Here is a 1097-nt window from a genome sequence, read left to right as displayed (position 1 = left end):
GCAACTCCAAGGGTGTCGCCGAACAGTTCCCGGTGCTGCTCGGCGGCGCCGCGCTGACTCGTTCCTACGTGGAGAACGACCTCACCGCGGTCTACGACGGCGACGTGTACTACGCCCGTGACGCCTTCGAGGGCCTGCGGTTGATGGACGAGATCATGACCGTCAAGCGTGGCGGCGGGCTCGACCCGGACAGCCCGGCGGCGATCGCCGCCAAGGACAAGGCCGCCGAGCGCAAGGCGCGTCATGAGCGGTCCAAGCGGATCGCGGCCGAGCGCAAGGCCGCCGAGGTGCCGATCGTGGTGCCCGAACGCTCCGATGTGGCCGCGGATCTGCCCGTGCCGACGCCGCCGTTCTGGGGTACCCGGGTGATCAAGGGTCTGCCGCTGGCGGAGTATTCGGGTCTGCTCGACGAGCGGGCACTGTTCCTCGGCCAGTGGGGTCTGCGCGGTCAGCGGGCCGGGGACGGGCCGACCTATGAGGACCTGGTGGAGACCGAGGGCCGGCCGCGGTTGCGCGCCTGGCTCGACCGGCTCGCCACCGAGGGTGTGCTCCAGCACGCGGCCCTGGTCTACGGGTACTTCCCGGCGGTGTCGGAGGGTGACGAGGTCATCGTGTTGACCGAACCGAATCCGGATGCGCCGGAACGGTATCGGTTCACCTTCCCGCGTCAGCAGCGCGACAGGTTCCTGTGCATCGCCGACTTCATCCGCTCGCGCGAGCAGGCTCGTGCGACCGGACAGGTCGACGTGTTGCCGTTCCAGCTGGTGACGATGGGTCAGCCGATCGCCGACTTCGCGAACGCGTTGTTCGCCGCCGACAACTACCGCGACTACCTCGAGGTGCACGGCATCGGTGTGCAGCTCACCGAGGCGCTGGCCGAGTACTGGCATCGCCGGGTGCGCGAGGAACTGACCGTCGACGGCAAGTCCGTCGCCGCCGACGATCCCGCCGACATCCAGGACTACTTCAAGCTCGGCTACCGGGGCGCTCGCTACTCCTTCGGCTACGGTGCCTGCCCCGACCTGGAAGATCGTGCCAAGCTGGTCGACCTGCTCGACGCCGGCCGGGTCGGGGTGACGCTGTCGGAGGAACTGCAG

Annotated in this window: 1 protein-coding gene; it reads left to right on the top strand. The window is 68.9% G+C overall.

The window, feature by feature from the left end; genetic code table 11:
- Positions 1-1097, top strand: a 1097-nt coding sequence (locus ACFWF3_RS36840; RefSeq protein WP_379318874.1) for a vitamin B12 dependent-methionine synthase activation domain-containing protein, incomplete at both ends; no start/stop codon positions are given.

Source organism: Nocardia sp. NPDC060220 (assembly GCF_042727815.1).
Classification (GTDB): domain Bacteria; phylum Actinomycetota; class Actinomycetes; order Mycobacteriales; family Mycobacteriaceae; genus Nocardia.
The sequence above is the reverse complement of the archived record's forward strand: the minus strand, read 5'-3'. Positions and strand labels throughout refer to the sequence as shown.